This is a genomic window from Corynebacterium sp. HMSC071F07 (genome assembly GCF_001810285.1).
Classification (GTDB): Bacteria; Actinomycetota; Actinomycetes; order Mycobacteriales; family Mycobacteriaceae; genus Corynebacterium; species Corynebacterium simulans.
In genome coordinates this window covers 29,406-53,910 of record NZ_KV800719.1, presented here as the reverse complement: position 1 = coordinate 53,910, position 24,505 = coordinate 29,406, and the positions used below count along the sequence as shown (strand labels likewise).

Sequence of the window (24,505 nt, the reverse complement as noted above, 5' to 3'; positions counted from 1 at the left end):
TATTTTTACATAAATAAATGAGATAAGTCAAAATTATGGCTTTGATATTCCACCCCGGCTATTCCACCCGGAAGTTGGCAGAACTCCGGAACAAAGCCAAGCGAAGAGCCCTGGGTTTTGCTTCTAGATACCTCTGGCTCCCGTATTTCGCCAATAAGCAAGAGGCTGATCACTACCACATGTAACGTCGGAAATAGGTAGCAAGAGTGAATCCAAACAAACAAGGCACAAAAGGCATAAAAATTCCCCTTGGCTTTTACCAAGGGGAATCAAATGTGGGCCCTCCGGGGCTCGAACCCGGGACCTGCGGATTAAAAGTCCGTAGCTCTACCAGCTGAGCTAAAGGCCCATCGCGAAACCATTTTAGTAGGCCCCGCTAAAGAAACGAAACTGGCCCCCCACTTTATTGCGGGGAGCCAGTCATGTTTGCTTGTCAGGGGCTAAATGCCGCTGAGTTTGCTTAGCCGCGCATGTCGCCCTTTTCGGCGAAGTTAATCTGGAAGTCGAAGGCAGTCTTCAGATCGTGCGGGGTGTGGACGAACTTGTTGGCGGAAGCACGCTCGTAGTACTCCTCCAGCAGCGGGCGGTAGTCCGGGTGTGCCACGGCGATGACCTTTTCCACGCGCTCACGCGGTGCGAGACCACGCAGGTCAGCGACACCGTACTCGGTGATGATGACCATGGTGTCGTGCTCGGTGTGGTCAGTGTGGGAAACGAAAGGAACAATCGCGGAGATTGCGCCACCCTTTGCCACAGACGGGGAAACGAACGTGGAGATGTAACCGTTGCGGGTGAAGTCACCGGAGCCGCCGGTGCCGTTCATGATGCGGGAGCCGCCAACGTTGGTGGAGTTGATGTTGCCGTAAATATCGGCCTCAATCATGCCGTTGGAGGAGATAAGACCCACGCGGCGGATGACCTCAGGGTGGTTGGAGACCTGCTGCGGACGCAGGATGATGTGCTTGCGGTAGCGCTCTGCCTCAGCGTTCATCTTCTCTGCGTACTCCGGGGAAAGCGCAAAGGAGGTAGCGGAAGCGACAGACATCTTGCCGGCGTCGATAAGGTCGAGCATGCCGTCCTGGATGACCTCGGTGTAGGCCTGGATGTTTTCAAACTTGGACTCCAGCAGGCCTGCCATCACGGCGTTCGGGACATTACCCACGCCGGACTGCATGATGAACTTGTCATACTCCAGGCGGCCAGCAGCAACCTCGCCTTCGAGGAACTCGATGAAGTTAGCAGCGATCTTCTCGGATACCTCATCCGGAGCCTTAAATGGCGCGTTGCGGTCCGGAGCGTTGGTCTCGACGACTGCGACTACCTTTTCGGTCGGCAGCTCGATGTACGGGGTACCGATGCGGTCATCAACCTTGGTGATCGGGATTGGCTGGCGGTTAGGCAGCTTCTCGATCTTGTAAATGTCGTGCATGCCCTCGAGGTTCTCGGACTGCCAGGTGTTTACCTCGAGAATAATCTTGTCTGCAGCCTCGATGTATTCCAGGTTATTGCCCACTGCAGAAGACGGGATGATGTTGCCGTCTTCCAGGATGCGGACAACCTCGATGATTGCGACCTGGAAATCGCCGTAGAAGCCCTCCTCTACCTGCTGGCCGGAGTGGGAAAGGTGAATGTCCTGGTAAAGAATCTCGCCTGCGTTGGCCTTGTTACGCAGAGTCGGATCGGAGTTGTACGGAGAGCGGAAGCGCAATGCGTCCGCCTCTGCCAGCACACCGTCACAATCCGGTGCGGTGGAAGCGCCGGAGAAGACATCGATCTTGAATTCCTCACCAGCAGCGTGTGCAGCCTTTGCCTTTTCAGCGATGGCGGTAGGCAGCGCCTTTGGGTAGCCCGCACCGGTAAAGCCAGAGATACCGACGCGGTCACCGTGATTGACAAACTTTGCAGCTTCTTCAGCAGAAACGACAAGTTCCTTAAACGGCGCGTATCCGATCCTATCGGTCAAAGTAAATCCTCCTTTATATATAGGGCCAACCGTACGACACGATCAGCCCCTTTAAGTTACATGCACCACATTAGCGAACTTGTTGAGGTTTTACCGAAAACTTCGCAAACTTACACACCCCCGTCACAACGACGCGCCAAACTTGCCACGCCACCTGCCCAAAGAGCACAATTGGCTGCGTGAATCTTGCAATCGGAAAAATCGAGCTCAACTCCCCCGTTGTCCTAGCCCCTATGGCGGGCGTAACCAACGTGGCCTTCCGCACGCTCTGCCGGGAACAAGAAATTGCGAAGACCGGAACGGTCTCCGGACTATATGTATGCGAGATGGTCACCGCTCGCGCGTTGGTCGAGCGCAATGAAAAGACCATGCACATGACCACGTTCGGGCCAGATGAAAATCCACGCTCGCTACAGCTGTACACCGTCGATCCGGAGTACACCTACAAGGCAGCAAAGATGATCGTGGATGAAAACTTGGCCGATCACATCGACATGAATTTCGGCTGCCCCGTGCCCAAGGTAACTCGTCGCGGTGGCGGCTCAGCTCTGCCCTATAAGCGCCGACTCTTCGGCAACATCGTCGCCGCCGCAGTTGAGGCCACAGAGGGCACCGACATTCCGGTTACCGTGAAGATGCGCGTGGGCATCGACGACGAGCACCACACACACTTGGACGCAGGACGCATCGCAGTGGAGGAGGGTGCCGCGGCCGTCGCCTTGCACGGGCGCACAGCCGCTCAGCGCTACTCCGGTCACGCCGATTGGAATGAGATCGCACGCCTCAAGGAGCACCTGGCCGATACCGGCATCCCGGTGCTGGGCAACGGCGATATCTTCAAAGCCACCGATGCCCGCGCCATGATGGAGCAGACGGGCTGCGACGGCGTCGTCGTCGGGCGCGGCTGCCTCGGCCGCCCGTGGCTCTTCGCGGAACTGTCTGCGGAGCTGCGTGGCGAGCCAATTCCTTCCGAGCCAACCTTGGGCGAAGTGACGCAGATTATGATTAGGCATGCGGAGCTGCTGGCGCAGCACGATGGCGAGCGTCAGGCCAGCCGCGATATCCGCAAGCACGTGGGTTGGTACCTGCGCGGATTCCCCGTGGGAGGCGAGGTACGCTCGGGCCTTTCGCGGGTGGATTCGGTAGATAACCTGCGCGAATTGCTGGCACCGTGGGCCGATTCGCAGGCGCTTGCCGACGACGCGGATGGCGCACGTGGACGTCAAGGCTCACCTGCCAAGGTGGTTCTACCCGAGGGTTGGCTGGACGATCCAGAGGACGCAACTGTTCCGGAAGGTGCGGAAATTATGCATTCGGGCGGATAGATAAAGCCATAACGAGCATTAGACCAAAAAGTGGTCTATCATTTCCGACATGCGCACCGCATATCGCGAACATCTAGATAGCTTCTCGCACGACCTCATTATCATGTGCGACATCGTCCATAAATCCTTAAAGCTCGCCTCTGAAGCGCTGATTGACTCCGAACTCCACGCCGCTGAAGAGGCCATGTCTTTGCGCGAGGAACTGGACGAAGTCCGCAACCGCTGCGAGGAGCGCGCTGTCTTGCTGCTCGCGCTCGAAAATCCCATGGCCAAAGATCTCCGCCAGGTCGTCTCCTCCATCTACATCGTGGAAGACCTCCACCGCATGGGCCGTCTGGCCCAACACGTGGCATCGGCTGCCCGCCGACGCCACCCAGAAAACGTGGTGCCCGCAGAGTACATCGGCTATTTTGAGGAGCTCGCACGCTTAAACGACGACATGATTAGGATGTTGCGCGAAATCTTAGTGACCCCGGACCCCGATACCGCCCTGCGGATGGCCTCTGAAGATGATGCGGTAGATGACATCAACCACTACCTTTTGTCCATCCTGACGAATCGGGAGTGGAAAGCAAGCGTGCGCGAGGCCGTGGAAACTGCCCAAATGACCCGCTACTACGAGCGTTTCGCCGATCACTGCGTCAGCGTGGCCGGCCGCATCATTTACCTGTCCACCGGGCTCGCTCCGGAGGCCTATATGGCCAAATTGAGCGAGGAAGAAAGGGACAAAGAGTTCGAGTCCCGCATGGCCGAGCTCGAGCGCCAGTTCCGCCATTAATCCTCACTAGGTAGCTAGACCTTTAAGGCAACGCTGAAGCACATTCAATCCAACTACAGGCGTTTCACGAAAACTATCTATCTAGATCAATCTTCACTGTCTCTAATAACGCTAAACCCCGCTTCCCTCTTGTTTCAAAGGAAGCGGGGTTTATCCGTCTGCTACATGGAAGCTACTAAGGCTTAGCCGAAGCGGCCGGAGATGTAGTCCTCAGTGTCCTTCTTAGACGGGTTCTTGAAAATGGTGGTGGTGTCATCGAACTCCACCAGGTGGCCCGGCTTGCCGGTGGCCTCGAGAGAGAAGAAACCGGTCTTGTCGGACACACGCGCTGCCTGCTGCATGTTGTGGGTCACGATGACGATGGTGAAGTTTTCCTTCAGCTCGTGGATAAGGTCCTCAACGGCCAAGGTGGAAATTGGGTCCAGTGCAGAGCAAGGCTCGTCCATGAGGAGAACCTCTGGCTCCACGGCAATCGCGCGAGCGATGCACAGACGTTGCTGCTGACCACCGGACAGGCCGCCGCCCGGCTTGTCCAGACGGTCCTTAACCTCATCCCATAGGTTTGCGCCACGCAGGGACTTCTCGGCGACTTCCTTCAGCTTCTTCTTGTTCTTCTCACCGGACAGACGCAGGCCGGCGACAACGTTGTCCTCGATGGACATGGTTGGGAACGGGTTTGCCTTCTGGAAGACCATGCCGATGGTGTTACGGACGGAGACTGGGTCAACCTTTGGGCCGTAGATGTTCTGGCCGTCGAGCAGGATCTCACCCTTGACGGAAGCGCCAGGGATGACCTCGTGCATGCGGTTGATGGTGCGCAGAACGGTGGACTTACCGCAGCCGGAAGGGCCGATGAACGCAGTAACTGCCTGTGCTGGGATCTGCATGTTGACGTTCTGTACGGCGTGGAAATCACCGTAGTAGATGTTCACGTCATTGAGCTCAAGCTTTGACATTTTTTGAATTACTCCTGTTGAGGGGCTTTAGGTGTGGCGGGCGGGCGTGTTACTTCTTGACGGAGAACTTCGCAGAAACGAAGCGCGCCGCAATGTTGAGGATTGCAATCAGCAGGACCAGCGTCAGTGCCGCGCCCCACAGCTTGTCCAGAACGGCCGGCTGGGCGCCGGACTTGTACATATCAAGCATCATCAGCGGCAAGGAAGACATTGCGCCATCCATTGCGTCCCAGTTGATGGAAGAGGTCGAGCCGACCAAGACCAGAACCGGAGCGGACTCACCCATGACGCGGGCAACGGCCAGCATGATGCCGGTGACGATGCCGGACAGAGCGGTTGGCAGAACGATGCGGGCGATGGTCTTCCACTTCGGCACTCCCAGCGCATAGGAAGCCTCACGCAGGTCCATCGGGACGACGCGCAGCATCTCCTCCGTGTTACGAACGACGATTGGAATCATCAGCAGCACCAGAGAAAGCGCCACTGCCATGCCGGAACGGTCGAAGCCGAAGAGCGTGATCCACATTGCGAAGACGAACAACGCAGCGACGATGGAAGGAACACCAGAAAGGATGTCGACCATGAAGGTGGTCAGGCGGCTCAGCAGACCGCCGCGGGAATACTCCACCAAGTAGATAGCGGTGAAGATGCCAATCGGGACGGAAATGATGGTTGCCAGGAGGGTCTGGACGAAGGTACCGATAATCGCGTGTAATGCACCGCCGCCAGCCTCGGTATCAAGGATTCCGCGCTGCGAGGTAGTCCACCATTCAGGATTGAAAATGGCGCCGGCACCGCGAGCAAAAAGCTCCCAGAGCACCCAGACGAGTGGAATCATCGCGATGATCATCGTGGCCCACACGACGAAGGTGGCGATGTTGTTGGCGGTCTTGCGGCCGCCGGAAATATCAAGGAACGCCGATCCGGAGTTCTGCGGAAGGGTCTTTACTGGGGTAGACATTCAGGTTTACCTCTTCCTACTTCTTCTTCACGATGGAACGGGCAATGGCATTGACCACGAAGGTCAGCAGGAACAGCATGAGGCCGGCTGCGATATAAGCACCCGCACGCATCTCGTTACCGAACTCGGAAGCTGCCAGAGCGATCGCAGTAGCGAAGGTAGTACCGCCGTCGAAAAGCGAGAAGCGGAAATCAATCAGCGGCGAGACAACCATGTACAGCGCCATAGTCTCACCCAGCGCACGGCCCAGGCCCAGCATGGAACCGGCGATGTAACCGGACATACCAAAAGGCAGGACGGTCATGCGGATAACTTCCCAGCGGGTAGCGCCCAGCGCCAACGCGGACTCAATCTGGCCCGGAGGGGTCTGCACAAAGACCTCACGCGCGGTGGCGGCGATGATGGGCAGAATCATCACTGCCAGCACGATGCCACCGGTGAAGATGTTGCGGCCGGTCTCGAAGGAAGGCGAGTTGTCGTAGGTGGTGAACAGGAAGAAGCCGCCAGCCCACGAATGAATCCACTTATAAAAGCCTGAAAGAGCCGGGCCAAGAACCTGCCAGCCCCACAGACCGTAAACGATGGACGGAACTGCAGCGAGCATGTCGACCAAGAAGCCAAGCGGCTTCACTGCGCGGGCCGGAGCGTAGTTGGAAAGGAAGATAGCAATGCCAAGCGCAACCGGCATCGCGATCAGCAAGGCAACAACGGAGATGAGCACCGTGGAGCCGAACATGGTCGGGATACCGAACTGCATTGCGTCAGTGTTGTTAGTCTCCCAGCGCTGACCGTAGGTGAAAAAGCCTAGGAAGCCGCCCTCGTTGACGTTCAGTGCAGGCACTGCGCGCCAAATCAGGAAGGCTGCAATGGCAGCGATCATCACGGTGATTAAGGTTGCGGAGGCGGTGGAGAGAAACTCGAAAATTCGGTCACCTGGGCGTTTTACACCCGAACCGGACTTCACGATTGCGGCCTCGGAGCTACCAGCAGAAGAAGCAGGCCGCGAGGCGGCTTCTGTCTGCTCATTTGGTGGCGCCGTGGTGAGATTGTTGTCTGCCATGAGACTACGAAATCCTTTTCAACGGAAACTGTGGGAATTAATGTGCAACACACCGCAGCCCCCAAAGGCGCTCTGATGAACGGATTTGGGGGCGGGCAGTGCTGTCTTTTATTGCGTATCCAGCAAATTACTGGATTGCGTCAACAGCAGACTTCAGACGCTCGAGGTGGTCACCGGTAACAGGGATGAATCCAGCAGACTCGAGGTCGGAGCTCTGGTTATCCAGAACGGTCTTGAAGAAAGCCTTGACCAGCGCGGAGGTCTCCTCATCGTACCCAGCGGAGCAAACGATGTTGTAGGTGGTCAGGATGAGCGGGTAGGAACCCTTGGTGTCGGAACCGAAGAGCGCCTCGGAGTCAACAACCATGTTGTGCTCGGAGCCGGTCTCCTTGAACTTCAGGTTGTCGAGTGCAACGCCGACGGTTTCGTTGGACAGCTCAACCGGGCCGTTGCCGAAGTCGATCTTGGCAATCTTGACGCCGTCAGATTCCTTCTGGTGTGCGTAGCCAGCCTCAACGTAGGTGATTGCACCTTCGATGGAAGCAACCTGGTCAGCAACGCCGGAGGAACCGTTTGCACCCTCGCCGACAGCGTCCGGGAACTGCTTGCCCTCGTTGTCCCAGTTGCCGGTGGCGGTCTTCAGGAACTTCTGGAAGTTGTCGGAGGTACCGGACTCGTCAGAACGGAAGATGACAGTGATGTCGGTATCTGGGAGGTCAACACCCTCGTTGGAAGCCTTGATCTCTTCGTCATTCCACTTGGTGATCTCGCCCTTGAAAATCTTTGCCAGGGTCTCGGTCTTCAGGTTTACTTCCTTGTCACCCAGGTTGTATGCGATTGCAACCGGGCCGATGGTGGTTGGTAGGTGCCATGCGTCGTTGCCCTCGCAACGCTTCTTGGCAGCCTCAACCTCACCCTTGTCCTCCTTCAGAGCGGAGTCGGAACCAGCGAAGTCAACGGTGCCGTTGGTGAAAGCCTCAACGCCAGCGCCGGAGCCGGAGGAGGTGTAGGAGAAGTTAGCGTCAGGGTGCTCGTCCAGGAAGGCCTTCTCGAAGACGGACATTGCGCTCTTCTGGGAGGATGCACCCTCACCGGTGAGGTCACCGGAGACCTCAGAGCCGCCCTCAGAGCCTGAACCGGATTCAGAGCAGGCAACAAGGCCGGTGGAGGTTGCGGCAACAATGCCGAAGATTGCAGCAGTGCGCTTGAAGTTGCGGATCACGGGAAACCTTTCCAAAGCAGAACAGAGATTGTTATCGAGCAAACCGCACATCGCATTGGTAAAAGCGAAAGAGTTGAAAGAGAACTACCAACACCGCGGTTAACTCACGAAAACTAAAGCTATTCGGGGTGGGTTAACCGCAGAGGTGATTTCAGGTAAACAACAAATGAACATGTCACCAAAGTTGGTGAGACTAATCACGCCCCGAATAGACAGAATGGTCTTCAATAACGCTAAACCCGAGGCGCTCATAGAGCTTTACAGCCGGTTTATTATCCGCTTCTACGTAGAGAATTACCCGGTCAGCACCCTTTTCCACCATTCGATTCAGACCATAACGCAGCAAAGGCTTTCCCAAACCTTGACCGCGATAGGCCTCCGAAATGCCGATCACATAAACCTCACCAAACTCATCAATTTCCTCCTTGTGCCATTTGGTCCAGTGGAATCCGGCCAGCACGGGGGCTGCCCCATCATCGCCTTTCTTGGTGTCCCAATAGAAAAGGACATCTGCCGGATCGAACCATTCCGCTTCCATCCCGCGGTGCAAACGCTCTATATCCCATCCGCCTTGCTCCGGGTGCCAGGAAAAGGCTTCGTTGTTGGCACGCGCCCATTCCTGCTCGACCAAGTCCGTGCCCCACCGCTCTACCGAATCGGTGAAGTTGGCGGGAGTATACGGGGCGTCGCCAAGCGTGGAGTGCTTTGCCAAATCCTTACCGGCAACCTCCATGACCAGAAGCTGACGCACCTTTTCCATGGGGTTCTTCTGCGCCACAGCCTGGGCTGCCGGCAGATTGCCGTGGGCCCAGACATTTGCCGCAGGCTTTATCGCCCGCACGGCATTCAGCAGCTCGTTGCCCCAGCCACGGCCGCGATATTCGGGGTGGATAAACATCTCGGCGTCGTCTCCGGCGACAGCTGCAAGGCCTACCGGCTCCGCGGCGTCGCTGAGCACCAAGTGCGTGTGTTCCAAGCGCGCGTCATCCAGGCCCAAGATGAATTGCTCCGACAGGGGCGCAATACCGTCGACGCCCCGTGCTAAATCAGCGATTTTCTTGAGCTTGCCTGCGAGTTCTGGGCACTCTGGAAGTTGATAGGTTTCGATATTCATACCCACCAGCGTACGTGCGGTAAGAATAGAAGAGTGACTGTTCTGCAAATCAACCGCAACGTTGTCCGCCTCGGCATCGTCGCCATCGTGGGCACCCTCGCCTGGCTTTCGGATTCTGCCGTGGCCATGCACGCAGAGCACACCGTGGCCCAAGAATCGAAGGCTGTCTCGCGCCTCGAAAATACTCCCGACGTCTACATTGGCGGCTTCCCTTATACGCTCGCCACACTGACCAAAGAGATTCCTTATCTCGAGGTGCAATCTCTCGACGTCGAGGTGCCAAAGCTAGGCATGGTCAATGCTTCGACCACCATGCGCGATATCACCATTACCCCGCAACAAGTCTTTAGCGGGAAATTCGAAGGCGCCCCCGTCTCGACCTATACCCGCAGCATCAGCCTGGATGGCGTGGCGCTGGGCAGGCTGATGGGCATTACTGATCTTTCGATTGCAAACCCCGACAACATCTCCCCTATCGGCGGCACCGCAGCCGAGGCAGAGCTGACGGGTACGCTGCCAGGAGATAAAAAGAAGTCAACGGCAAAGGTCGCGCTGCGCCTGGTTGGCGAGCAATTCCACATGAATGTCTACGACACCGAGGATCCGCGCCTGAAAAAGGCCTTCTCGATGCAATTCGACACCCGCGACCTACCGCTGCCTGCACAGGCGACGTCCGTGAAACTGCATGGTGGCTCCATCACCTTTGAGGTGCAGCGCCGCAACATCAAGTTGAAGTCCACCCAACTGTCCCCTCTCGAAATCGAGGGTTCGGAGGAAAAGGCGGTGAAGGACGCGGAAAAGCGCGCCGTGGACACCGCCCAGCGCGTTGGTCAGGCCAGCTAGCGCTACTTAATCCGCACCAGATCGCGAAGAATCTCGCGCACGCTGCGCTCATGCGGTGGGCGCGGCTGCGAAGGCGCAAAGACCTCGATGGCATCTGCCACCGACTCCAGATGCACCTTGGTGAACTTGCCTTCGGACTCACCATCGGCCTGGAAGCGCTTCGGGGTCGGCGTTTCCAGGTCGACCACCTGTGCATCGTCGAACTGCAATGCGCGGGCCTGGGTAATCTTGCTCAACACGTGCTTGCGATCAACGCCCATCAGGTGCAGCATGCCCACCAAACCGTGAATGCCGCCCAAGTCAGAAACGCCGAAGAGCCCCAGACCCTTGTCAAAAGAATTGCGCGGGTTAGTAACCACCGGCAGCGGGCCCAAGAAGGTCCACGGGTTGGTATTGGAGGTAAACATCAAAGGCACCTTGTGCGCAGTAAATTCCTTGCCATCACGATTGACCGCATGGACGGAAATCTCCGGTGGAATGACGCGCGCACGCAGATAAGCCTGTGCGGAGACCGTCAGATAGCGCAACGGGGTGGCCGCAAACCCCATCTCACGGGCACGATCCACGCGTGCCAAGACATCCGCATCGAGGCCGAAGCCGGCGTTGACCGCGAACCAGCGCTCGTTCCAGGTGCCAAGGCGAATGGTGCGCCGAGTATCGCGCTCCAGCAGGCGTGCCAGTACGTGGGCGGCCTCCACAGGGGTATTCGGAATGCCTAAAGCGCGGACGAAAACGTTGGCGGAACCAGTCGGAATAACGCCGAGCACCGGCAGCTCCTCCGGAGCCGGGCGCTGGTCATTATCTGCCGGACCGAGCAATCCGTTGACAACTTCATTGACCGTGCCGTCGCCGCCAAAGACGACAATGGCGTCATAATCCGCACGCCGAAGACCGCGCACGATCTCTTCTGCATGCCCCGCATAATGGGTAAATTGCATGCGCAGGTGGACGCCTTCGACATCTCGCAACAGCGGAATGACCTGCCTGAATAAAGCATCGCTCTGCGAAGTCGAGTTCGGATTTGAAATCATTAATGCTCGCACAGCGAACCAGCCTAGTGGTTTATATCCCTTTAAGGCGACTAGGCTGGTGCGTCATGAGCGAAAATAGCAACGAAAAGCTAAATGGCAACGACGCTGTCAACAATGCCGCCGAGGCATGGAAGGACGCAGCGAACCGCAACATCCCGGCCATGAAACTCGGCAACAACCCTCTGCCGCAGGAAACCGCTAACCTGCGCCAGGGCCCGTCGCTTCACGACGGCCTGCTAGCCCTTCTTCCCCTCGTAGGCGTCTGGCAGGGCGAAGGCCAGGCCCACGATGCTTCCGGCGAGCAGTACACCTTTGGTCAGCAGCTTATTGTCAGCCACGACGGCGAGAATTACCTGACTTATAGCTCTCGTACCTGGCGCATCGACACCGAGGGCAAGCCACAGGGTGCCGATATCCGCGAATCCGGTTACTGGCGAATCTCCTTGAAGGACGAGATCGAGATGACCTACACCTCCTCTAACGGAATCGTGGAGATCTTCTACGGCGAGCCTTTCAACGAGCGTGCATGGCAGCTCGAGTCCGCCTCCACCATGGTTACCGAAACCGGACCGAAAAACTTCGGCCCAGGCAAGCGCATGTACGGCTTGATGCCGAACAACAACCTGGGTTGGGTCGACGAGCGCATGGTCGACGGCGAGATGCGCCCGTACATGTCCGCTGAGCTTGAGCGCGTAGCAGGCTAGTTTAAGCCATACCGCGCAAGCGCGGCATCAAGCAGGCCTCGGATTTCCGCAGCGTTATCCGGGGCCTTTAGCTTTGCGTCATTGAGGCTTGTAACGCGCACGGCGGTGCGTACTGAAGAGACCAACCACACCGAATCGCAGCGCTCAAGATACTCCGGCGTGATTTCCTTAGCCTTGCAGCGATAGCCCTGCTGCTGCGCGTATTCGAAGAGCGCAGCCTGCGTGGTGCCGGAGAGAATCCCCTTCGCTGCCGGGGTGCGCAGCTTGTTTCCACGCACTGCCACGACGGAGGAGGTGGCGCCTTCCAAGACGATGCCGCTGTCTGGGTCGACGAAGATGACATCATCAAATCCCTTCCCCTTTGCCAGGCGCAAGGTAGCCATGGTGGCAGCGTAGTTCAGCGTCTTGGCGGGCAGTTCCTCGGCCACGTGCCACAGGCGCGGGGTAGTCATTACTTTGACGCCCTTCTCGCGCTGCTCAAGTAGCTTTTTATCGATTGCCTGCACCACAACCCAGGCGCTCGGGTGGCCCGTCGAGGCACGCCCGCGGGTATATGTCCACGTGCACTTGGCCTCGCCTGTCTCATCACCGCCGAAGTAATCCGCGATGGCGAGTTCGGTGGCTTCCTTCCACTTTTCAATCTGCGGTTCCGGCAGCTCGAGGGCCTGCGCTGAGTTCACAAAGCGCGCGCTGTGCCGGGCAAGGTTGGCTACCTTGCCATCACGCACCAGCAGCGACTCAAAGATGCCGTCGCCGCGAGTGACAGCGGCGTCATCCCAATAGATAAGTGGCAGCGACGGAAGATGCTTGCGCACAGAGCCACCATAGGGCTCTACAACGTAGATGACCGGCTCTTTTCGAGGCGTGAACTCCATAATTTTTATTATGCCCTACCATCGGATCTCGTGAGCTATTCTTCCCCACTTTTAGCGCGCACAGGCGCCGCTGAGTTCCAAGACGCCACTGCAATCGACGCCGCGGGCGTCGCCTGGCACTACGGTAACCCGCTCAAGGAGCAAAGGATCATCGAAACCGGCTCCGGGATCGTGGACCGCTCCCAGCGCCGCGTCATCAAGGTCGAGGGCCCAGAGGCTGCGACCTTCCTCAACAACTTGTTATCGCAAAAGCTTGACGACGCCCCCTCTGGCTTCAGCGCCGGCGCCCTCGACCTAGACATACAGGGCCACGTGCTCCACCACATGGATCTCACCCGAGTTGGCGAGGCCTTCTACCTGGATATTCCAGAAGCCCAGTTTTCTTCGCTGCTGGATTTTTTGACCAAAATGATCTTCTGGTCCCAGGTGACGGTGAAAGAAGCACACTTGGCGGTTATCACCGTGCTGGGTTCTGCCCTGCCGGCGCCAGCGAGCGCGGTGGTGTCGCGCGACGTCGCCTGGCGCGGCCCGCAGCGCGCGGACTATCTCGTCCCGCGTGAAGACCTAGAGGCAGCCGTGGCGGAACTGGAATCGGCTGGCGGAACCTTGGTGGGACTGATGGCCTACACCGCCGAGCGTGTAAAGGCGCTGGAGCCGGAGCTCGCCGCGGACCTGGATGCAAAGGCGATTGCCCACGAGGTCCCGCACTGGATTTCACGCGGGGATGCGCCGGCATTCGTGCACCTGAACAAGGGGTGCTACCGCGGCCAGGAGACCGTCGCCCGGGTGGAGAATCTCGGCCGCTCGCCGCGGCTTTTGGTGATGCTTTATCTGGATGGCTCGGCGCCTACTCGTCCGGAGATTGGTGCGGACGTTACTCTCGGCGGGCGCCGCGTGGGACGTCTCGGCACAGTGGTCGATGACTGCGACTTTGGTCCCATCGCACTCGCGCTGGTCAAGCGCTCGGCTTTGAGCGGCCAACAGCTTTCCATTGGGGATGTCGCTGCATCCGTGGAAAATGACTCAATCCCCGTCGATGAGGGCCCGAAGGCGGGACGAGCTGCGGTAGAAAAGTTGCGTGGCCGATAACTCATTTAGCCCTCTGCGCGAGTTATCCCACTCGTTTTGGCATATGTAGGGGGGTGGTGCGGAATTTTTTCGTCACACAGGCTATTGTGTCTAACAGGAAGATACACTTTTAGATTTAAGCCGATGGGGCGTCCAAGAATCCCTGGAACGCCCTACTCACCTCAAGGGGGTCATGCACATGGGACGCGGACGCGCAAAGGCAAAGCAGACCAAAGTTGCACGCCAGCTGAAGTACAATTCGCCTGAAATGGATCTGGATTCGCTCCAGCGGGAGCTTGCCTCCCAAAACCCGAACAACTCCCACGATTACGAGGACGAGGATCCTTACGCCGACTACGTCGACGAGTGGGACGAAGACGACGAGGAGGACCAGCGCTAAGGCGCTTTCCTTTTCGCCGCTGGGACTCCAGCTGTAGGCCGCGGCCGCTTCGCGTGGTTGCGGCCTTTTGCTTTTGGCCGCTGCCCGGCTCTTTCCCGCGGCACCCTGCTCTTCACGGCCGCTTCCCTGGTCTGCCTAGGCTGCCCCTACCCTTCCCTCGGCCTTCCCTCGGCCGGCATTTCCAAATGGTGAGGAACAAATGGTGAGGTGAGGCGTCACCCGCCCCAGGAGCCCACTACAGCCACAGTGGTTACAGTGCAACCTCACCATTTGAAAACCACACTAGGCTTCAACTGCATTTGGCGTCCGCTGGACAGACGGCCCTAAATGGTGCGGTTTTACCATCCGCGCGAAAACGCCGAAGAGCCGAGCGGAAGCGCAGGAAAACCGGCGCCGGAAGAGGAAAACCACAAACGACCTCCCCTCCTCCACCGCGATGTGGCAGAGAACGGAAGGCCGAAAGCAGAAGTGGTTGGGCGGGCTTAGTAGTTCGGGTGCTCGCCGTTCATGATGACGCGCTCTTCGCCCTCGCCGGCGGCGCGGATGGTGCCGAGCTCCCACGCATCAACGTGGCGGGCAGCCATCATAGCCAGGGCGCGCTCGCGATCCTCCGGAGCGACGACGGCAATCATGCCAACGCCCATGTTGAAGGTTTTCTCCATCTCTTCCAGGGAAACCTTGCCCACAGAAGCGATGGTCTTGAAGATCTGGCCCGGGGTCCAGGTGGAACGGTTAACTTCAGCGGTCAGGCCCTCCGGAATGACGCGCTCCAGGTTGCCGGCCAGGCCACCGCCGGTGACGTGGCAGAAGGTGGAAACGTTGCACTCAGCGGTCAGAGCCAGGCAGTCCTTGGCGTAGATGCGAGTCGGCTCCAGCAGCTCCTCGCCGAGGGTGCGGCCAAGCTCCTCGATGTGGCCATCGAGCGGCAGACCTGCCTGCTCCAGCAGGACGTAGCGAGCCAGGGAGTAGCCGTTGGAGTGCAGGCCGGAAGAGGCCATCGCGATGAGGACATCGCCGTCGCGGACCTTGTCCGGGCCCAGGATGGAATCTGCCTCGACTACTCCCACGGCGGTTGCGGAGACGTCGTATTCTTCTGGGTCCATTACTCCTGGGTGCTCAGCGGTCTCGCCGCCGAGCAGCGCAGCGCCTGCCTGCACGCAGCCCTCAGCGATACCCTTCACAATCTCTGCGACCTTCTCCGGTACGACCTTGCCCACGGCAATGTAGTCCTGCAGGAATAGCGGCTCCGCGCCGCACACCACGAGGTCATCGACGCACATTGCAACCAGGTCGATACCGATGGTGTCGTGGACGTCCATCGCCTGCGCAACAGCCAGCTTGGTGCCAACGCCATCGGAGCCTGCAGCCAGGACCGGCTCTTTGTATTCGCCCAGCTTGAACAGGCCCGCGAAGCCGCCCAGGCCGCCCATGACCTCCGGTCGGGTTGCACGCTTTGCGTGCGGCGCAAACAGGGTGACGGCGCGGTCGCCTTCTTCGATGCTGACGCCAGCTGCCGCGTAAGTATTCTCGCTCATTTTTGTTCCTTGCCTTGTGTTTTAGGATTCTTCGCCGAGCAGGGAGCGCACGGCCTCAGCGTTCGGGTTGCCGGCCGGGAGGCCGAGTGGGTAGACACCGTCAAAGCAGGCGGTGCACAGCTCATGGTGAGGCTGCTGGGTCGCGGCGACCATCTCATCGATGGAGACGAAGCCGAGGGAGTCCGCACCGATGGCGTCACAGATAGTCTTGCAGACTACCTCTGGGTCATCCGACGGATTCGCATTCGCAATGAGCTCGCCCGGGGAGGCGAAGTCAATGCCATAGAAGCATGGCCACTTCACTGGCGGCGAAGCGATGCGCACGTGCACCTCCGCCGCGCCCGCCTCGCGCAGCATGCGAATCAGCGCGCGCTGGGTGTTGCCACGCACGATAGAGTCATCCACGACCACCAGGGACTTGCCCTCAATGACCTCGCGCAGCGGGTTCAGCTTCAGGCGAATGCCCAGCTGGCGCAGCGTCTGGGTGGGCTGAATGAAGGTGCGGCCAACGTACGCATTCTTCACCAGGCCGTGCGCGAAGGTGATTCCGGACTCGCGGGCATAGCCCACGGCCGCCGGGTTACCGGACTCAGGCACTGGAATGACTAGGTCCGCATCTGGGGCCGGGTATTGCCGCGCTAGGCGACGCCCGATTTCCACACGCGTCGCATTCACCGAACGGCCCTTGATGTCGGTGTCAGGACGTGCCAGGTAGACGTACTCGAAGACGCAACCGTGGTGAGTTGGCTCCGCGAACTTCTCCGAGCGGATGCCCGCCTCGTCGATGGAGATGAGCTCGCCCGGTTCAATCTCGCGGATGAACTGCGCGCCGACGATGTCGAGCGCACACGTCTCCGAAGCTACTACCCAGCCCTTTGGCAAACGGCCCAGCACCAGCGGGCGCACGCCGTGTGGGTCACGCGCAGCGTAGAGCGTGTGCCCATCGGTAAAGGTCAGGCAGAATGCGCCCTTCACACGCGGGAGCAGCGCACGAGCGGATTCGAAGATGCTGACGCTATCACTCACGCCGTCGGCAAGCAGCATGGACAAGCACATGGAATCGGAAACCGACTCTTGCTGCGGTGCAACCAGCCCGCGCTCTACTGCTTCCTCGCGCAGCTCCAAGTAGTTAACAAGGTTGCCATTATGGCCCAAGGCAATGTCGATGCCATTGGAGGTGGTGGCAAACATGGGCTGTACGTTGGCCCATTCCTTGCCGCCTGCGGTGGAGTACCGGGTATGCCCTACGGCGACGTTGCCTTGAAGAGAGGCCAGGATGGATTCATCGAAGATATTGGACACCAGGCCCATATCCTTGAATACGACAAGGCTGTCATCGTCACCGACTGCGATACCGGCGGCCTCCTGGCCGCGGTGCTGCAAGGCGAAGAGACCAAAGTAGGTCAGCTTCGAAACCTCTTCCCCCGGAGCCCAGACGCCAAAGACGCCGCATTCCTCGCGGGGTTCGGTCTCGTTGTGATCATCGAGATTGGTGATATGGGGAGTTCTTTCAGCTACCACGGCGCTAATCCTAGTCGTTGTGGGCAGTAGAAACTAACGGAATGACTGGCAGCCATCCTGCGATTTCGCCAGAGCGGGAGCCGGAAGCTTCGAGGCGAGCGGCGGAAACGGCTTCTTCCCAACGGAGCAGGCCCGTGGCCAGCTGCAACCACGTCAATGGGTCCATCTCCACCACATTGGGTGGGGTACCCCTCGTATGGCGAGGACCTTCGATGCATTGAACTGCCACGAATGGGGGCACCCGCAGCTCCACGGAATGGCCCGGCGCGTCGGCTTCGAGGGTGCGGGCGGTGCGACGGACGGCATCGGCAAGCAATGCCCTACCTGGTTTTTCCACCTCATCGGGGCGTTTTATCCAGTCTTGGACCGCCACCACGGCAGCGCGCGTGGCCGCTGGGTCTACCTTATTTTTCATGCGCTAATTCGGCCTCCCTGATAACTTTCTATGCATGTCACTAACCCTTCCGGAACAAGAGAATACTGAAACCGCGAAGTCGCCATCGATCACCCTCCGATTCATGGCGGCGCCCACGGATATGACCATCGCTGGTGCGCAGGGCATTGGCGGCGGCCGCGTCTTGGAGTGGATCGACAAGGCAGCGTATGCGTGCGCGGTCCAGTGGTCCGGTACCTACTGCGTTACCGCCTATGTGGGCCACATCCATTTCACTCGCCCGATTCCTTCCGGGCACTTGGTGGAGGTGCGCTCGCGAATCGCCATGACAGGCCGTTCTTCGATGCACATCGTCAACGAAGTCCTTTCCGCAGACCCACGCGATGGCATCTTCACGCGCGCTTGCGATTGCTTGGTTATTTTCGTGGCGAAGGATCCGGAAACGGGTAAGTCCACCCCTGTGCCACCGTTTGAGCCGACTTCCGACGACCAACATCGTGTCTGGGAGGCGGCCGAGTCCCGCATCGAGCTGCGCCGAGCCATCGAGGATGAGATGGAAAAGCAGACTTATGACGGACCTTCCGACGCCCCGCGCATGATCAACCGCTTCCTAGCAAAGCCGACCGACGTCAATTGGGGCGGCAAGGTCCACGGCGGCACCGCCATGGAGTGGATCGATGAGGCGGGCGCGGCCTGCACCATGGAGTGGTCGGGCGAGCACACCGTGGCCGTTTATGCCGGCGGTATTCGCTTTTACCAGCCGATTGCCATCGGTGACCTCATCGAGGTGGATGCCCGTATGATGCGCACCGATGCACGCTCCATGCAGATGTCCATCCACGTCCGCTCTGGCAACCCGCGCGGTGGACGCCAGAATCTGGAGACTGCCATCCACGCCACGGTTTCTTATATGGCGATGGACGCCGACTGGCAGCCGATGGCAGCCCGTCAGTTCACGCCGAAGACGGCAGAGGACAAGGCGCTGTGGGAGCACGCCGGCGTCCTGCGCGAGCTGCGCGGAAAGTACTCCCCGAAGCCACTGGTTGTGGCTCCGCAGCACCAGCACTTGGATTAGTGCGCTGGCTCCACGTTGACGGCAACGTGGAGCTTTTCAACGTTTTTGGCTTGGCGCAGCTGCGCGTTCCAACCGGAGCCTTCTTTTTGTTTAAAAAGCGCCGTGGTGGCCGGCAATATGACCGGCTTGTAGAAGTCTGCTTGCACGCGCACTGCATCGGGCAGGCGCCCCTCAAACGCAGTGAGCATCTTGGCGTGGGTGAACATGCCATGGGCAATCGTGTTCGGAAAACCAAAGGCCTTCGCGCCCAGCCGGGAGGTGTGAATGGGGTTCTTATCCCCAGAAGCGGCTGCGTAGGTCTTTACAGTTTCCGGGCTAAAACGCAGCGTTGCAATGGCCGTTACCCCCGGCGCGGGCTTTTCCGGCTGCGGCAAGAAGCGGGCGGCCTCTGGCCTTACCTGCACATCTGCCGGAGTGGAGGAAGAAAAGTGTGCTTTTGGCCCTAGGAATGCGGAGGTTTGCTGCCAGACCAAGATGCCTTCTACATAGATGGAGGTAATCATATCGAGCACCAGCCCCTTGCGGTGGCTGCGCAGGTTCTCCGCGTGGACGTCGATGGTAAAAGCATCTTCCACGTGCAAAGGGCGGAATTGTTCAATCTTGTTTGAAAGATGAACAATGCCCATGGCGGGGAAAGGAAAACCCGGCGAGTCCATGACTTTGACCGCTAGCGGGAAGGCCAGCGCATAAGGGTAGGTAACCGGAACCTCGTTGCCCAGGCGGAAACCCACTGCTTGGCAATAAGCAGCAAGATGCTCCGGATCAATGTGTACACCTTCTACCCGGTAGGCAATTGGTGGGTCATCGATAACGCGTTTTCCCGCAACACCGGGCAGCGCCTTTATCACCTGCTTGCGGTAAAGCTTGGAAAGCTGCGGAATCTCTTTCAGGTTCTGCACATTGCGGTCTAGCATTTACGCTCCCATCATGTTCTGGCCGCACACGCGCACGGTGTTACCTGTGACCGCCGCGGAGGCCGGGGCGGCGAAGTAGGCGACGGTCTCGGCGACGTCAACTGGCAAGCCGCCCTGCTGCAGGGAATTGATACGGCGGCCAATCTCACGTGGGCCGGTGGGCATGGCTGCGGTCATGGCAGTTTCGATAAATCCCGGCGCCACCGCGTTGATGGTGGAACCGTTGTCTGCCAGTACCGGGGTGAGGGCATCAACCAGCCCAATGATGCCGGCCTTGGTGGTGGCGTAATTGGTCTGGCCACGGTTGCCGGAGATTCCCGCCATGGAAGACACGCCCACCACCGCTGCCCCGGCTGCAAGATCTCCGCTATCCAGCAGCGCCTCGGTGATACGCACTGGAGCTATGAGGTTAACGGCGAGGACGGCGTCCCACTGCCCCTCGTTCATATTTGCCAGCAGCTTGTCACGGGTAATGCCGGCATTGTGGACGATGACGTCGATGGGGCGGCCATAGTGGCGCTGCGCATGCTTTGCGATGATCGCGGCAGCACCCGGGTCAGTAACGTCCAGCGGTAGCGCGGTGCCCTTGACCTTGTTTGCCGTTTTGCTGAGGTGCTCACTCGCGACGGGGACGTCGATACAGATGACTTGCGCGCCATCGCGAGCCAGCACCTCCGCGATAGTGGCGCCGATGCCCCGGGCTGCGCCGGTGACCACGGCGAGACGGTCTTGAGAAGGCGCCTGCCAGTCTGCGTCCGCCTCGGCGGTAGCGGCCTTCACGCGCACCACCTGGCCGCCTACGAACGCTGACTTACCGGAGAGGAAGAAGCGCACCGTGGATTCGATTTCCGCCGTGGCGCCGGGTTCGACCCAAATGAGGTTCACGGTACCGCCTTTGCGCATCTCCTTAGCCAGCGAACGCGTGAAGCCCTCGAGGGCGCGGGCGGCAATGCGGGCATCGATGGTCGCAGTTTTCTCCGGGGTGGTGCCGATGACCAGCAAGCGTGCATTCGGTGCGAGGTTGCGCAGCTGCGGATGGAAGAAATCGTAGAGCTCTCGCAGCTGCTCTGGCTCCTCGATTCCGGTGGCGTCGAATACCAGCGCACCCCGCCCAGTTTCCGCCTCCACCGAAAGCAGCTGATAGTCCACTGCGAGCGCAGTGGAAAGGAAGTGGGCGATGCGGCCCGCTCCTGCAGAATCAATGACCACTGGGGCGCCTAAAGCCGGCTCCCCGGGGGTGAAGCGGCGCAGCGGATAGCCCTGCGGCACGCCCGCCTTCGCGGCCACTGGAGAGTTGATTAGTTTCTCGGCGAAATTGAGTTTGGGCATTCGAAATCCTTCCTTTAACAAGGTTGCAAGCCTTTTTGTAAGAGGTTGCAAGGTTAGTTAATTGAGTGATACAACTAACACTATCATTCGGAATGTGATTTAGGACATTCCAGTGAAAACTTTTCCACCTCTGGTTTCCCAGCAAGGAGTCGCAATGACCAGCAGTTCGCCCCGCGTCGCAATCTTGGGCGGCAACCGCATTCCGTTTGCCCGTTCCAACAAGGAATACGCGCACGCCTCCAATCAAGACATGCTCACCAGCGCCCTCGACGGACTCGTCGCGCGCTTCGGCCTGCACGAGGAACGGGTAGGGCTCGTAGCAGCAGGCGCGGTACTCAAGCACTCGCGAGACTTCAACCTCACCCGCGAGGTAGTCCTTGGCTCGGCGCTTACTTCTACTACCCCGGCGCTCGACATGCAGCAGGCCTGCTGCACCTCTTTGGCCGCCGCCATCCATGTTGGTGACGCCATTGCCCGCGGCCGCATCGAATCCGGCATCGCCGGCGGCACGGATACCACCTCAGACGCCCCGCTTGCCGTAAACGATTCCCTGCGGCGCACCCTCATCGGACTCAGCCGCGCAAAGACTCTTTCCCAACGTGCAAAGCTCATCGGCTCAATTCGCCCCGCCCAGCTCGCGCCCGAGCAGCCCCAAAACGGCGAGCCGCGCACGGGGCTTTCCATGGGCGACCACGCGGCTATCACGGCCCGCAAAATGGGCGTAAGCCGCGCCGCCCAGGACGAGCTCGCGCTCGCTTCTCACCAGAAGCTTCATCAGGCCTGGGAGGAAGGTTTCTTTAACGACCTCAGCACCGGCTTCATGGGTGTTAACCGCGATACCAACCTCCGTCCTGACTCCACGCCAGAAAAGCTCGGCCAGCTAAAGCCAGTCTTTGGAAAGCGCGATGCCGAGCAGCACGGCACCCAGGCCACAATGACCGCCGGCAATTCGACGCCGCTTACCGACGGCGCGGCAGTCACCCTCCTGGGCAGCGAATCCTGGGCCGCAAGCCATAACCTCGAGCCGCTCGCCTACCTAGTTGATTCCGAGACCGCCGCAGTGGACTTCCTGCACGGCGGAGACGGCCTTCTCATGGCGCCGACCTATGCGGTGCCGCGTCTCCTCGAGCGCAACAACCTCACCCTGCAAGATTTCGACTTCTACGAAATCCACGAAGCCTTCGCCTCGCAAGTCCTTGCCACCTTGAATGCGTGGGAGGACGAGACTTACTGCTGCGAGCGCCTCGGCCTGCCCGGCGCGCTCGGCCCCATCGACCGCAGCAAGCTCAATGTCAAGGGTTCTTCGTTGGCTGCCGGCCACCCCTTCGCGGCCACCGGGGCGCGCATCCTCGCCACCGCCGCGAAGGTCCTGCAGGAAGCAGGCGGCGGCCGCGCTCTTATCTCCATCTGTGCCGCCGGCGGCCAAGGCGTGGCCGCCATCATCGAACGCTAACCCGCACCCCAAAAAATCCCCGGCTGCCAAAAGCAGCCGCCCAAAGAAGGAAAAATCATGGCACTCCTCAAGACTCAAAGCAAGGATTCCAGCGCTGCTTCCACCACCGAGGCAAACCGCGCAAATCTTCGTTCCACCACCGCCCAAGCAGAGCCGCGCAGCCCGCGCCGCCTGCCCAAGACACCGAAGCCATCCGTAGCTACCGAGCTGGGCAACCTACTCGATGGCCCACACGCCGCTTTCCGTCAGGAGCTACGCGAGTTCATCAATGATCCGGAGCTCTTCCCGCATCCAGATCTCTCCGTCGCCGAGCAGCGCGCGCATACCTTCAACAATCTCGCTAAGGTGCGCGACTTCGGCGGTTTCCAAAAGGGTCTGCGCCGCGACAATGGCGGGCCTGGCAAACCGATTCTTTCCACTTTCACGCTAGAAGGCCTAGCCTGGGTCGACGGCTCGCTCGCCATCAAGTCCGGCGTGCAGTGGGGACTGTGGGGCGGCGCCCTCGACCAGCTCGGTACCGAGCGCCACATCGAGTGGATTCAAAAGGCCGCATCCCTGAAACTACCCGGCTGCTTCGCTATGACCGAGCGCGGCCACGGCTCCGATGTGCAATCTCTTGAGACCACGGCGAACTACGACCCAGAAACTGATGAATTCATCATCAATACCCCGAGTGATACCGCGGTGAAGAACTACATTGGCAACGCCGCCCAGGACGGCCGTGCCGCCGTCGTGTTCACGCAGCTTATGACCCCAGAAAGCGATGGCCGCACCCACGGCGTGCACGCCATCATCGTTCCGATTCGTGACGAGCAAGGCAACGCCCTGCCGGGCATCACCTTGGGCGATCACGGCCACAAAGGTGGACTCTTGGGCGTCGATAATGGCACGCTCCGCTTCGACAACGTGCGCGTACCGCGTGTAAACCTGCTTAACCGCTTCGCAGACGTCGATGAAAAAGGCAGGTATTCCTCGCCGATTGAAAACCCCAACGCCCGCTTCTTCACCATGCTCGGCACGCTGATCCGCGGGCGCATGGGCGTGGCTGGTGCCGCGGGCGCCGCCACGGAGGCCTCGCTGGACATCGCGGTGCGCTACGCCAACCGACGCCGCCAATTCGAAGGCGCAACCGGCGCCGAAAAGCACCTTATCGATCACCGCCAGCACCGTCGCCGCCTGCTCATCCCGCTGGCGCGCTCTTATGCGCTGCACCTGCTACACAACCAAATTCTGGAGCGCTACCAGGAGATGAATGACAGCCAGGAGGCAGGCTCGTGGTCCGTGACCACTCCCACCGAGGAGCAAAAGTATGCCTCCCGCGAGATGGAGTCTTTGGCCGGCGCGATTAAAGCCGCACAGACCCAGCACGCCATCCGCACGATTCAGGAATGCCGTGAAGCCTGCGGCGGCGCGGGCTATATGTCAGAAAACCGCCTGACCACCTACCGCGCCGACTCCGATGTCTTCGCCACCTTTGAAGGCGATAACACCGTGCTGATTCAGATGGTAGGCAAGAACCTGCTCACCGCCTACGGCCGCGCGATGAATGACATGTCTCCATGGGATACCGTGCGCTATGCCGCGACGACCGCCACTGAAGTCGTGCGCCGCCGCACTGGTTTCACCACGCGTCTGCAGGGGCTGGTGGACCTGGTCAATCCGAACGAGGCATCGCTTTTCGACGCCGTCTACCAAGCCAAGCTCATCGACGACCGTGCCCAGTCCGTCCTGCTTTCTCTCGTTCATCGTATCCAGCCGGCCCGCAAGGCCGACAAGGTGCAGGCAGCCGCCATCGTGGACCAATGCCAGGATCACCTCATCGCGGCAGGCTGGGCCCGTGTAGATACGCTGCTGGTCCAAGCGATGATTGAGGCGGAAGACCGCCTGGAGGTAGGGTCCCTCGCACGCCAGGTCTTCGAGCAGCTACGTCACCTGTTCGTGCTGTCCACGCTGGTCGAGCACGCGGGCTGGTATCAGGAGCACA

The 24,505-nt window shown here is 59.6% G+C and carries 22 protein-coding genes and 1 tRNA gene; 9 read left to right on the top strand and 14 right to left on the bottom strand.

Going from position 1 to position 24,505, the window contains the following annotated elements; all coding sequences use genetic code 11:
• Positions 1–276: 276 nt before the first annotated feature.
• Positions 277–349 (bottom strand) — tRNA-Lys (locus tag HMPREF2724_RS11270).
• A gap of 111 nt (positions 350–460) precedes the next feature.
• The gene (locus HMPREF2724_RS11265) at positions 461–1,963 is read right to left on the bottom strand and encodes an acetyl-CoA hydrolase/transferase family protein (protein ID WP_061924487.1); all 1,503 of its coding nucleotides are present in this window, start codon (positions 1,961–1,963) and stop codon (positions 461–463) included.
• Positions 1,964–2,142: 179 nt separating this feature from the next.
• Between HMPREF2724_RS11265 and dusB the strand changes: the two genes are divergently transcribed.
• Together dusB and phoU are read left to right on the top strand one after the other, a co-directional pair.
• Positions 2,143–3,288: a tRNA dihydrouridine synthase DusB gene (dusB, locus tag HMPREF2724_RS11260; RefSeq protein WP_061924491.1), complete on the top strand. Its 1,146-nt coding sequence runs from the start codon at positions 2,143–2,145 to the stop codon at positions 3,286–3,288.
• Positions 3,289–3,337: 49 nt separating this feature from the next.
• Positions 3,338–4,066, top strand: a complete 729-nt coding sequence (gene phoU / locus HMPREF2724_RS11255; RefSeq protein ID WP_061924495.1) for a phosphate signaling complex protein PhoU — start codon at positions 3,338–3,340, stop codon at positions 4,064–4,066.
• 182 nt (positions 4,067–4,248) lie between these two features.
• Here phoU and pstB read toward each other — a convergent pair whose 3' ends face one another.
• From pstB to mshD, 5 genes are all read right to left on the bottom strand, one after another.
• On the bottom strand, positions 4,249–5,022 hold the full coding sequence (pstB, locus tag HMPREF2724_RS11250; protein WP_061924498.1) for a phosphate ABC transporter ATP-binding protein PstB: 774 nt from the start codon (positions 5,020–5,022) through the stop codon (positions 4,249–4,251).
• Positions 5,023–5,071: 49 nt separating this feature from the next.
• Positions 5,072–5,983: a phosphate ABC transporter permease PstA gene (gene pstA, locus HMPREF2724_RS11245; RefSeq protein ID WP_062037334.1), complete on the bottom strand. Its 912-nt coding sequence runs from the start codon at positions 5,981–5,983 to the stop codon at positions 5,072–5,074.
• 16 nt (positions 5,984–5,999) lie between these two features.
• The gene (pstC, locus tag HMPREF2724_RS11240) at positions 6,000–7,043 is read right to left on the bottom strand and encodes a phosphate ABC transporter permease subunit PstC (protein WP_061924504.1); all 1,044 of its coding nucleotides are present in this window, start codon (positions 7,041–7,043) and stop codon (positions 6,000–6,002) included.
• A gap of 127 nt (positions 7,044–7,170) precedes the next feature.
• The gene (gene pstS / locus HMPREF2724_RS11235; RefSeq protein ID WP_062037331.1) at positions 7,171–8,265 is read right to left on the bottom strand and encodes a phosphate ABC transporter substrate-binding protein PstS; all 1,095 of its coding nucleotides are present in this window, start codon (positions 8,263–8,265) and stop codon (positions 7,171–7,173) included.
• 193 nt (positions 8,266–8,458) lie between these two features.
• Entirely contained in the window at positions 8,459–9,379 is a 921-nt protein-coding gene (gene mshD, locus HMPREF2724_RS11230) for a mycothiol synthase (protein ID WP_070588621.1), read from the bottom strand.
• A gap of 33 nt (positions 9,380–9,412) precedes the next feature.
• Here mshD and HMPREF2724_RS11225 point away from each other — a divergent pair, with 33 nt between their 5' ends.
• Entirely contained in the window at positions 9,413–10,222 is an 810-nt protein-coding gene (locus HMPREF2724_RS11225; protein WP_061924512.1) for an LmeA family phospholipid-binding protein, read from the top strand.
• 2 nt (positions 10,223–10,224) lie between these two features.
• On the opposite strand, the gene HMPREF2724_RS11220 is transcribed toward HMPREF2724_RS11225, so the two are convergent.
• Positions 10,225–11,265 (bottom strand): diacylglycerol/lipid kinase family protein, encoded by a 1,041-nt coding sequence (locus HMPREF2724_RS11220; RefSeq protein WP_061924515.1) that lies wholly within the window; start codon positions 11,263–11,265, stop codon positions 10,225–10,227.
• Positions 11,266–11,318: 53 nt separating this feature from the next.
• Here HMPREF2724_RS11220 and HMPREF2724_RS11215 point away from each other — a divergent pair, with 53 nt between their 5' ends.
• Positions 11,319–11,957, top strand: a complete 639-nt coding sequence (locus HMPREF2724_RS11215; protein WP_061924518.1) for a heme-binding beta-barrel domain-containing protein — start codon at positions 11,319–11,321, stop codon at positions 11,955–11,957.
• On the opposite strand, the gene HMPREF2724_RS11210 is transcribed toward HMPREF2724_RS11215, so the two are convergent.
• Entirely contained in the window at positions 11,954–12,832 is an 879-nt protein-coding gene (locus HMPREF2724_RS11210) for an aminodeoxychorismate lyase (RefSeq protein WP_070588619.1), read from the bottom strand. The two genes, HMPREF2724_RS11215 and HMPREF2724_RS11210, sit on opposite strands and share 4 nt — an antisense overlap.
• Positions 12,833–12,862: 30 nt before the next feature.
• Here HMPREF2724_RS11210 and HMPREF2724_RS11205 point away from each other — a divergent pair, with 30 nt between their 5' ends.
• Together HMPREF2724_RS11205 and HMPREF2724_RS11200 are read left to right on the top strand one after the other, a co-directional pair.
• Positions 12,863–13,921, top strand: coding sequence for a CAF17-like 4Fe-4S cluster assembly/insertion protein YgfZ (locus tag HMPREF2724_RS11205; RefSeq protein WP_070432618.1), 1,059 nt, complete (start codon positions 12,863–12,865; stop codon positions 13,919–13,921).
• Between the two features lie 178 nt (positions 13,922–14,099).
• Positions 14,100–14,300: a DUF3073 domain-containing protein gene (locus HMPREF2724_RS11200; protein WP_179294342.1), complete on the top strand. Its 201-nt coding sequence runs from the start codon at positions 14,100–14,102 to the stop codon at positions 14,298–14,300.
• Positions 14,301–14,782: 482 nt separating this feature from the next.
• Here HMPREF2724_RS11200 and purM read toward each other — a convergent pair whose 3' ends face one another.
• From purM to HMPREF2724_RS11185, 3 genes are read right to left on the bottom strand one after another with little or no spacing between them, the layout of a single operon-like run.
• Positions 14,783–15,835 carry a phosphoribosylformylglycinamidine cyclo-ligase gene (gene purM, locus HMPREF2724_RS11195; protein WP_061924525.1) on the bottom strand — a complete coding sequence of 351 codons (1,053 nt, stop codon included), beginning with the start codon at positions 15,833–15,835 and terminating at the stop codon, positions 14,783–14,785.
• Between the two features lie 21 nt (positions 15,836–15,856).
• A complete protein-coding gene (gene purF / locus HMPREF2724_RS11190; protein ID WP_061924528.1) occupies positions 15,857–17,356 on the bottom strand; it encodes an amidophosphoribosyltransferase in 1,500 nt (499 codons plus the stop codon).
• 10 nt (positions 17,357–17,366) lie between these two features.
• Positions 17,367–17,771 carry a sterol carrier family protein gene (locus HMPREF2724_RS11185; RefSeq protein ID WP_062037306.1) on the bottom strand — a complete coding sequence of 135 codons (405 nt, stop codon included), beginning with the start codon at positions 17,769–17,771 and terminating at the stop codon, positions 17,367–17,369.
• A gap of 34 nt (positions 17,772–17,805) precedes the next feature.
• Between HMPREF2724_RS11185 and HMPREF2724_RS11180 the strand changes: the two genes are divergently transcribed.
• The gene (locus HMPREF2724_RS11180; protein ID WP_062043389.1) at positions 17,806–18,825 is read left to right on the top strand and encodes an acyl-CoA thioesterase; all 1,020 of its coding nucleotides are present in this window, start codon (positions 17,806–17,808) and stop codon (positions 18,823–18,825) included.
• Here HMPREF2724_RS11180 and HMPREF2724_RS11175 read toward each other — a convergent pair.
• Positions 18,822–19,739: a MaoC/PaaZ C-terminal domain-containing protein gene (locus tag HMPREF2724_RS11175; RefSeq protein ID WP_061924539.1), complete on the bottom strand. Its 918-nt coding sequence runs from the start codon at positions 19,737–19,739 to the stop codon at positions 18,822–18,824. The genes HMPREF2724_RS11180 and HMPREF2724_RS11175 overlap by 4 nt on opposite strands.
• Positions 19,740–21,068: a 3-oxoacyl-ACP reductase gene (locus HMPREF2724_RS11170; RefSeq protein ID WP_061924542.1), complete on the bottom strand. Its 1,329-nt coding sequence runs from the start codon at positions 21,066–21,068 to the stop codon at positions 19,740–19,742. It lies immediately after the preceding gene.
• 154 nt (positions 21,069–21,222) lie between these two features.
• On the opposite strand from HMPREF2724_RS11170, the gene HMPREF2724_RS11165 reads away from it, so the two are divergent.
• Positions 21,223–22,521 (top strand): acetyl-CoA C-acetyltransferase, encoded by a 1,299-nt coding sequence (locus HMPREF2724_RS11165; protein ID WP_061924545.1) that lies wholly within the window; start codon positions 21,223–21,225, stop codon positions 22,519–22,521.
• Positions 22,522–22,578: 57 nt separating this feature from the next.
• Positions 22,579–24,505 (top strand): acyl-CoA dehydrogenase family protein (locus tag HMPREF2724_RS11160; RefSeq protein WP_070588616.1); only part of this gene is annotated, 1,927 nt, incomplete at its 3' end.

Excerpts from the sequence above, each read along its gene's own strand:
- HMPREF2724_RS11170 (WP_061924542.1), bottom strand. The coding sequence starts at position 21,068 with ATGCCCAAACTCAATTTCGCCGAGAAACTAATCAACTCTCCAGTGGCC.
- HMPREF2724_RS11185 (WP_062037306.1), bottom strand. The coding sequence starts at position 17,771 with ATGAAAAATAAGGTAGACCCAGCGGCCACGCGCGCTGCCGTGGTGGCG.
- mshD (WP_070588621.1), bottom strand. The coding sequence starts at position 9,379 with ATGAATATCGAAACCTATCAACTTCCAGAGTGCCCAGAACTCGCAGGC.
- phoU (WP_061924495.1), top strand. The coding sequence starts at position 3,338 with ATGCGCACCGCATATCGCGAACATCTAGATAGCTTCTCGCACGACCTC.
- pstB (WP_061924498.1), bottom strand. The coding sequence starts at position 5,022 with ATGTCAAAGCTTGAGCTCAATGACGTGAACATCTACTACGGTGATTTC.
- HMPREF2724_RS11175 (WP_061924539.1), bottom strand. The coding sequence starts at position 19,739 with ATGCTAGACCGCAATGTGCAGAACCTGAAAGAGATTCCGCAGCTTTCC.
- purM (WP_061924525.1), bottom strand. The coding sequence starts at position 15,835 with ATGAGCGAGAATACTTACGCGGCAGCTGGCGTCAGCATCGAAGAAGGC.
- HMPREF2724_RS11165 (WP_061924545.1), top strand. The coding sequence starts at position 21,223 with ATGACCAGCAGTTCGCCCCGCGTCGCAATCTTGGGCGGCAACCGCATT.
- HMPREF2724_RS11210 (WP_070588619.1), bottom strand. The coding sequence starts at position 12,832 with ATGGAGTTCACGCCTCGAAAAGAGCCGGTCATCTACGTTGTAGAGCCC.
- HMPREF2724_RS11180 (WP_062043389.1), top strand. The coding sequence starts at position 17,806 with ATGTCACTAACCCTTCCGGAACAAGAGAATACTGAAACCGCGAAGTCG.
- pstC (WP_061924504.1), bottom strand. The coding sequence starts at position 7,043 with ATGGCAGACAACAATCTCACCACGGCGCCACCAAATGAGCAGACAGAA.
- pstA (WP_062037334.1), bottom strand. The coding sequence starts at position 5,983 with ATGTCTACCCCAGTAAAGACCCTTCCGCAGAACTCCGGATCGGCGTTC.
- HMPREF2724_RS11200 (WP_179294342.1), top strand. The coding sequence starts at position 14,100 with ATGGGACGCGGACGCGCAAAGGCAAAGCAGACCAAAGTTGCACGCCAG.
- HMPREF2724_RS11215 (WP_061924518.1), top strand. The coding sequence starts at position 11,319 with ATGAGCGAAAATAGCAACGAAAAGCTAAATGGCAACGACGCTGTCAAC.